Raw genomic sequence first — 8,592 nt, forward strand, 5'->3', positions numbered from 1 at the left:
CGCGCCGTGACACGGCCGCGGCGGGCGCCACCGCCGAGGGCACCACGAGGACCGGCGGGGCCGGCGGGACCGGCCGGGGCGAAACGGAAACCCGCGCCACTGCCGGGTCCGGGACGGTTCCGGCCGTGACCGAGCCGGAGGCACGGGAAGAGGCCGCGGAACCGGGCACGGACCGCGGGGAACGGCCGGAGGCGGCGGCGGACACCGCCACGCCGGCCCGCGCCGCGTCACCGGGCGGCACCGCGGACTCCTCGGTCGGACTGGCTGCCGCACTCGGCGGCGCCCGCCGGTCCGCCGGGACCGGGAGGGGGAGCGATGACGGCGACGGTGCGCCGGGGCGGCCGAAGGCCCCCGTGCTGGCCGCCGCCGGGATCGCCGGGGTGATCCTGCTCGCCGTGCCGCTGCTGATCGTGGTGGGTGACGGGCGGGACGAGCGGTCCGGGAACCACGCCACCGAGGCTGCCGACTCGCGGGCGCTGCTCGACGGTCAGGAGGCACAGCAGCCGCCGGGCGTCTACGCCGCGGAGTCCCCGAAGGACGGTGCTCCGGCCGGCTCGTCGAAGGACGAGGACGGCGGCGGCGAGAAGGACGGGAAGAAGACGGAGGACGGGAAGAAGGCGGGGGACGGGAAGGAGGAGGGTACGGACGACGCCGCGGCGTCCCCGGACGACTCCGGCCCCCGCTCCGGCTCCGTCACCGACGCGAGCCCGCAGGCGGCCTCGCGGGGGAAGAAGGACACGGCGGAGGAACCGGCCCGGCGGACCGAGGGCAAGGCGGACACGACGGTCACCGTCGCCACCGCCCGGATCGTCAGCGCCGACACCGGCAAGTGCCTCACCGCGGGTTCCCGGGCAGTCGGGGCGGAACTGGTCATCCAGCCCTGTGGGGCCTCGGTGGGCGCCCAGACCTGGTCCTTCCACGACACCGACAGGACCCTGCGCATCGGCGAGGACCTGTGCATGGGGCTGGACGGCGGGTCGGTGGAGAAGGAGACGGCCATCCGGCTGCAGCGGTGCGACGGGTCGAGCGGACAGAAATTCAAGATCAACGGTACCGAGGACCTGGTGTCGCTCAAGGCCGGCGACAAGTGCGTCGACGTGTGGTGGGGCAAGGAGGCCAACGGCACGCCGGTCAAACTGTGGCCCTGCACCGGCACCGCCAACCAGACCTGGCGGCGCGGCTGACCCCCCGGGCCCGGAGGACCACCACCCGCGGCCGGGCGCGCCGGTTCCGGTCGAAGTGGCGAGGGGCCGGGGACGCGTACGGGGCACGGCCTGATCAATTCAGGGGGAGAGGTCCGGAGGGGACGGCCCAAGCATCAGGAGCGAACAGGGTCCGACGAGATCATTGCTTCGTTTGTGTGCGAGTCCTAGGGTGTGGCTGGCCCGGTAGTCGCTCCGTCACGCGTAGTCGTGGTTCTTCCCTGCCGTGACGCCGCCCGTCCGGCGGTGCGCGGAGGAGGAGTCCGACGTGCCCTCAGTCCGTGCAGCGCCCTGTCGTACCGAGGAAGGCCACGGTCATGCCGCACCCCCACCCGCACACGCCTCCCGCCGGCCGGTCCCCCCACGGGGGACCGCCGGTCGTCAGCCGCCGCCGGCTCCTGGAGTCCGGCGCCGCCGTGCTCGGCGCCCTCGCCCTGTCGGCGTCGCCCGTCGCCGCGCACGCGGCCGGCCGACGGGCGGCGGCCGAAGCAGCCCCGGAGTGGAACGACTTCGGCGTCTTCCGGCTCGGCACCCAGCCGCCGCACACCACGCTCATGCCCTACGCGGACGTGCGCCAGGCCCTCGCCGCCGACCGCACCCGCTCGCCCTACCGGCTCAGCCTCGACGGCACCTGGAAGTTCGCCTACGCCGACCGCCCCGAGGACCGGGACGCCGACTTCCACCGCACCGACACCGACGACGGCGACTGGGACACCATCCCGGTCCCCTCCGTGTGGCAGCTGCACGGCCACGACTCCCCGATCTACCTGAACATCACCTACCCGTACTGGGGTCCCAACGGCCGCGGCGAGGAACCACGGCCGCCCGCCGCCCCGACCCGCCACCACCCGGTCGGCCAGTACCGGCGCACCTTCACCGTCCCGCGCGACTGGACGGGCCGCCGCACCTTCCTCCACTTCGAGGGCGTCAAGTCCGCGCACTACGTGTGGATCAACGGCGAACTGGTCGGCTACGACGAGGACTCCTACACGCCCTCCGAGTACGACGTCACCGACCACCTGAAGCCCGGCACCAACCAGATCGCCGTCGAGGTGTACCGCTACGCCGACGGGGACTGGCTGGAGGACCAGGACATGATCCGGCTGAGCGGCATCTTCCGCTCGGTCCACCTGTACTCCACCCCGCCCGTGCACCTGCGCGACTTCAAGCTGGAGACCCCGCTGAACGACACGTACACGCGGGCCGAGCTGGCGGTCACCGCGAGCGTACGGGCGTACGGCGGCGACGGGTCGGGCCGGTACACCGTCGAGACGCAGTTGTACGACGCGCGCGGACACGCCGTCTGGTCCCGCCCGCTGGAGCAGACCGCCGACCTCGGCACGGCCGGAGCCGGCGAGGACGTCACCGTACGGGCCGCGAAGGCGGTGACCCGGCCCCGGCTGTGGTCGGCCGAGCACCCGGAGCTCTACACGGCCGTCCTCAGGCTCCGCGACCCGGCGGGCGAGGTGGTCGAGACCCTGTCCCACCGCGTCGGCTTCCGCGAGTTCGCCCTCAAGGACGGACTGATGCGGATCAACGGCAGACCCGTCTCCTTCCGCGGCACCAACCGCCACGAGATGCACCCGGCCCGCGGCACCGCCCTCACCCGCGAGGACCTGGTCGAGGACATCACGCTCATCAAGCGGATGAACATGAACTCCGTCCGCACCTCGCACTACCCGAACAACCCGCTGTGGTACGAACTCGCCGACGAGTACGGCCTCTACCTCGTCGACGAGACCAACCTCGAGACCCACGGCATCCGTTCCGAGTACCCGGGCGACCACCCGGAGTGGACGGCGGCCTGCGTCGCCCGTGCCCGGAACATGGTCCACCGCGACAAGAACCACCCCTCGGTGGTCATCTGGTCGCTCGGCAACGAGGCCGGCGGCGGCTCCACCTTCACCGCCATGCACGACTGGATCCGCTCCTACGACCCCACCCGCGTCATCCAGTACGAGGGCGACGACCGGCCGGGGATCAGCGACATCCGGTCCCGGATGTACGAGAGCCCGGCACGCGTCGAGCAGCGGGCGGAGGACACCGCCGACACCCGGCCGTACGTCATGATCGAGTACGCCCACGCGATGGGGAACTCCACCGGCAACTTCAAGAAGTACTGGGACGTCGTCCGCCGCCACGACGTCCTCCAGGGCGGCTGGATCTGGGACTTCGCCGACCAGTCCCTCCACACGCCCGTCCCCGCCCGCACCCTGCTCACCGAATCGGGGCCGGCCGGACTGCGCGGCGAGATCCTCGCCACCCGCGGCGGCCTCGACCGCGCCGAGGGCCTGTCCGGCATCACGGTCTTCGAACGCGACGACAGCCTCGACCTCACCGGCTCCCTGACACTGGAGGCGTGGGTCACTCCGCGGTACACGGGCTACCACCAGCCCATCCTCGCCAAGGGCGACACCCAGTACGCGCTCAAGCAGACCGACCGGACCCTGGAGTTCTTCATCCACGGCGGAGGGCAGTGGATCAGCGCGAGCTGGACGGTGCCGGACGACTGGACCGGCCGCGAACACCACCTCGCGGGCGTCTTCGACGCGGACGCCGGCACGCTGACCCTGTACGTCGACGGCGCGGTGAGGGCCACCCGGACCACCACCCGGCGTCCCGGCAGCACCACCGCACCGCTCGCCCTCGCCTCCGACGCCGACGACCAGACCCGCGAGTTCAGCGGCACCATCCGCCGCGCCCGCGTCTACGCCCGCGCCCTCACCGCCGCCGAACTGGCCTCGGACGAGCGGGGACCGGGCGACGACGGGGTGCGGTTCTGGTTCGACGCCGCCACCGTCGAGGCCCGGACGAGGCGGCCCGAGGACAGGACGTTCCTCGCCTACGGCGGCGACTGGGGCGACAACCCCAACGACGGCGCGTTCGTCGCGGACGGCATCGTCACCGCCGACCGCCGCCACACCGGCAAGGCCGCCGAGGTCACACGCGTCCACCAGGCGATCGACGCCGCCCGCACCCCCGACGGCGGCGCCCCCGGCGCCGTCACCCTCACCAACGAGTACCTGTTCACCAACCTCCGGGAGTTCGACGGGCGCTGGGAACTCGTCGCCGACGGCGAGGTCGTGCGGCACGGAAGGCTGACCCGGGACCAGCTGGACGTGGAGCCGCTGTCCGGGAAGGACGTCGTCCTGCCCGTACGCCTGCCGAAGACCCCGGACCCGGGCACGGAGTACTTCCTCCAGCTCTCCTTCACCACCAAGGAGTCCACGAAGTGGGCCGAGGCGGGCTTCGAGGTGGCCCGGCAGCAGCTCCCGCTCGACGCCGGGAGCCCGGCCGTGACCCCCGTGCCCCTGTCGAGCGTCCCGGTCCTGCGCCACGAGGACGGGGAGAGGGACGTCAGGATCACCGGCAGGGGCTTCTCGGTCACCGTCGACAAGGGCAGCGGCACCCTCGCCTCCTACGAGGTGAAGGGCGCCCGCCTGATCACCTCCGGACCCGTGCCCAACTTCTGGCGGGCGCCCACCGACAACGACCGCGGCAACGGCCAGCACACCCGCAACCAGACCTGGCGCGACGCGGGCGCCCGGCGGAAGGTCACCGGTGTCGCCGTGCGGGCCCTCGGCGAGCGGGCCGTCGAGATCACGGTCAGCGGCACGCTGCCCACCACCGTGGAGTCCGCGTACACCACCACCTACACGGTGTTCGGCAACGGCGAGGTCAAGGTCGACAACACCCTGCACCCGGGCGCGCCGAGCCTGCCGTACATCCCGGAGGTCGGCACGCTGCTGTTCCTGCCGCGCCGCCTGGACCGCCTGCACTACTACGGCCGCGGCCCCGAGGAGAACCACTGGGACCGCCACACCGGCACCGACGTGGGCCGTTACACGTCGACCGTGGCCGGCCAGTGGACCCCCTACATCCGCCCGCAGGAGAACGGCAACAGGACCGACGTCCGCTGGGCCGCGCTGACCGACGCCCGGGGCCGCGGTCTGCTGGTGTCGGGCGAACCCCTCCTGGAGGTCAACGCCTCGCACTTCACCCCGGAGGACCTGTCGGCCGGCGTCCGGCACGACTACCAGCTGACCCCGCGGGACGCGGTCGTGCTGCGGGTCAACCACCGCCAGATGGGCGTCGGCGGCGACAACAGCTGGGGCGCGCACACCCACGACGAGTTCAAGCTCTTCGCCGACCGCGACTACGCGTACACCTACCGCCTGCGCCCGCTGTCGGACGTGGACGGGGCGACGGCGGCCTCGCGCCGGCCCACGGCGACCGAGTAGGAGGGGACAGAGGGGACACACTCCCGGGAGCCCGGGGTAACCGGGCTCCCATGGGTGACATTCTGGTCGGGGCCTGTTCGTGGACGGACCGCATGCTCGTGGCGAGCGGCTGGTACCCGCGCGGACGGCGGGACGCCGAGGGCCGGCTGCGGCACTACGCCTCCAGGCTGCCCGTCGTCGAAGTGGACTCCGGTTACTACGCGCTGCCCCGGCGCCGCAACAGCGAACTGTGGGTGGAGCGCACCCCGGACGGCTTCCGCTTCGACGTCAAGGCGTTCTCCCTGCTCACCGGCCACCCCACCCGGCCGGAGGCGCTCCCGGCCGACCTGCGGGACCGGCCGGTGGACGACGCCCTGCTCGACGAGGTGTGGGGGAGGTTCGCGGAAGCGGTCGGGCCGCTGCGCGAGGCCGGGCGGCTGGGCGCCGTGCTGTTCCAGTTCCCGCCCCGGTTCGCGCCCGGGGCCCCGGCCGAGCGGACGCTGGAGGAGTGCGCGCGGCGCACGGCCGGCTGGCCGATCGCCGTCGAGTTCCGGCATCCGGCGTGGTGGGCGGCGGACCGGGCCGAGGACACCCTCGCGCTGCTGTCCGGGCTGGGCGCGACGGCCGTCGGCGTGGACATGGCCCAGGGACTCGCCGGCTCCCTGCCGCCCCTCGCCCCCGTCAGCCGCCCCGCCCTCGCCGTCGTACGGTTCCACGGCCGCAGCAGGGCCTGGGGGAGGGGCAGCAAGGAGGACCGCTTCCGCCACGACTACGACGTGGCCGAACTCGCCGCCTGGGTCCCCCGGCTGCGGCGCGCGGCCGAGCGGACGGACGAGCTGCACGTGCTGTTCAACAACTGCTGCGGGGACGCCGCCGTACGCGCCGCCGAGACCATGCGGGAGCTGCTCGCCCCGCGGCGTCGCTGACCCCCGGCCGCGGGCCCCGCCGGCCACGGGGCCCGTCGTACCGGACGGTCCGCGGCCGCTCCGCGCTCCGGCGGGGCGATCCGGACAGCCGCAGCACAGGCGACGTCGATGTCGGATTCCCGCCGGACCGGGCGCCGCCCGTGCCCGATCCTTGAGGCATGCAGAAGGGGATGCACACCGACACCGAGCGCTGCGTGCGCGCCGTGCGGTCCAAGGACGCGCGGTTCGACGGCTGGTTCTTCACCGCCGTCCTGACCACCGGCATCTACTGCCGGCCCAGCTGCCCCGTGGTGCCGCCCAAGGCCGAGAACATGGTCTTCCACCCGAGCGCGGCGGCCTGCCAGCAGGCCGGATTCCGGGCCTGCAAGCGCTGCCGCCCCGACACCAGCCCCGGCTCACCGGAGTGGAACCAGCGCGCCGACCTCGTGGCCCGCGCCATGCGGCTGATCGCCGACGGCGTCGTGGACCGCGAGGGCGTCCCCCGCCTCGCCGCCCGGCTCGGCTACAGCACCCGGCAGGTCGAACGCCAGCTCCTCGCCGAACTGGGCGCGGGCCCCCTCGCGCTCGCCCGCGCCCAGCGAGCCCGGACCGCGCGGCTGCTCATCGAGACCACGGACCTGCCGATGGCGCGGATCGCCTTCGCGGCCGGCTTCTCCTCCATCCGCACCTTCAACGACACCGTCCGCGAGGTCTTCGCGCTCGCCCCGGGCGAGCTGCGCTCCCGGGCGCCGAAGCAGGCCTCCCACGGCGCCCCCGGCGTGCTCTCCCTCCGCCTGCCGTTCCGCGCCCCGCTCAACCCCGACAACCTCTTCGGCCACCTGGCCGCCACCGCCGTACCCGGTGTGGAGGAGTGGCGGGACGGCGCCTACCGGCGCACCCTGCGCCTGCCGTACGGGCACGGCATCGTGGCCCTCACCCCGCGCCCCGACCACATCGCCTGCCGCCTCGCCCTCGGCGACCTCCGCGACCTCACCGTCGCCATCAGCCGCTGCCGCCGCCTGCTCGACCTCGACGCCGACCCCGTCGCCGTCGACGAGCAGCTGCGCGCGGACCCGGTCCTCGCCCCCCTCGTCGACAAGGCGCCCGGCCGCCGCGTACCGCGCACCGTCGACGCGGCGGAGTTCGCCGTCCGGGCCGTCCTCGGCCAGCAGGTGTCCACGGCCGCCGCCCGCACCCACGCGGCCCGCCTGGTCGCCGCGCACGGCACCCCGGTCGACGACCCCGAGGGCGGCCTCACCCACCTCTTCCCGTCCCCCGGGGCACTGGCCGCGCTCGACCCCGGGACCCTCGCCCTGCCCCGCGCCCGCCGCACCACGCTCACCACCCTCGTACGCCGGCTCGCCGACGGCGCACTGCACCTGGGCGCCGAGAGCGACTGGCCCGAGACCCGCGCCGAGCTCCTCGCCCTCCCCGGCTTCGGCCCCTGGACGGCCGACGTCATCGCCATGCGCGCCCTGGGCGACCCCGACGCCTTCCTCCCCACCGACCTCGGCGTCCGCCGGGCCGCCCGCGAACTGGGCCTGCCCTCCACCCCGGCCGCCCTCACCGCCCGCGCGGCGGCCTGGCGGCCCTGGCGGGCGTACGCGGTCCAGTACCTGTGGGCGACGGACGACCACCCCATCAACCTCCTGCCGACGTGAAGGAACCAGGGACCCCAGCCGATGAAGCAGCACACCGTGACCGACAGCCCCTACGGCCCGCTGACGCTCGTCGCCGACGACGGCGTCCTGTGCGGTCTCTACATGACCGGCCAGCGCCACCGTCCGCCCGAGGAGACCTTCGGTCCCCCCGACGACACCCCCTTCGCCGAGGCGCGGGAGCAGCTCTCGGCCTACTTCGCGGGTGAGCTGAAGGAGTTCACCCTCGAACTGCGCCTGCACGGAACCCCGTTCCAGCGCCGCGTCTGGGAGCAGCTGACCCGCATCCCGTACGGCGAGACCCGCACCTACGGCCAACTCGCCCACGCCCTCGGCGATCCCAGGGCCTCGCGCGCGGTGGGCCTCGCCAACGGCCGCAACCCGGTCGGCATCATCGTCCCCTGCCACCGCGTCATCGGCGCGAGCGGCGGCCTCACCGGCTACGGCGGCGGCCTGGAGCGCAAGCGGCGCCTGCTGGACTTCGAACGCGCGGCAGCCCTCTTCTAGGGCCCCTCGTTTGGATCATGTCGGCGTCGCGGGGCTTGGCACGCGCATCTGCCGCGTTGTCGTCAGTTGCCAACGCTCCGCGTTGGCGCCCTCCTCCGCC

General features: G+C 73.9%; 5 protein-coding genes. All 5 read left to right on the top strand.

The window, feature by feature from the left end; all coding sequences use genetic code 11:
* Positions 1 to 1,184: RICIN domain-containing protein (locus ABTY20_RS34110; RefSeq protein ID WP_352001025.1), on the top strand; the 1,184-nt coding region annotated here is incomplete at its 5' end.
* Positions 1,185 to 1,519: 335 nt separating this feature from the next.
* Positions 1,520 to 5,443, top strand: a complete 3,924-nt coding sequence (locus ABTY20_RS34115; protein WP_352001026.1) for a glycoside hydrolase family 2 TIM barrel-domain containing protein — start codon at positions 1,520 to 1,522, stop codon at positions 5,441 to 5,443.
* 50 nt (positions 5,444 to 5,493) lie between these two features.
* Positions 5,494 to 6,348, top strand: a complete 855-nt coding sequence (locus ABTY20_RS34120; RefSeq protein ID WP_352001027.1) for a DUF72 domain-containing protein — start codon at positions 5,494 to 5,496, stop codon at positions 6,346 to 6,348.
* Between the two features lie 170 nt (positions 6,349 to 6,518).
* On the top strand, positions 6,519 to 7,988 hold the full coding sequence (locus ABTY20_RS34125; protein WP_352001029.1) for an AlkA N-terminal domain-containing protein: 1,470 nt from the start codon (positions 6,519 to 6,521) through the stop codon (positions 7,986 to 7,988).
* 21 nt (positions 7,989 to 8,009) lie between these two features.
* Positions 8,010 to 8,492, top strand: a complete 483-nt coding sequence (locus ABTY20_RS34130) for a methylated-DNA--[protein]-cysteine S-methyltransferase (protein WP_352001028.1) — start codon at positions 8,010 to 8,012, stop codon at positions 8,490 to 8,492.
* The last annotated feature ends 100 nt before the right edge of the window (positions 8,493 to 8,592 follow it).

The sequence above is a fragment of the Streptomyces sp. NPDC126497 genome, from assembly GCF_040302425.1.
In the GTDB taxonomy this organism is placed as follows: Bacteria; Actinomycetota; Actinomycetes; order Streptomycetales; family Streptomycetaceae; genus Streptomyces.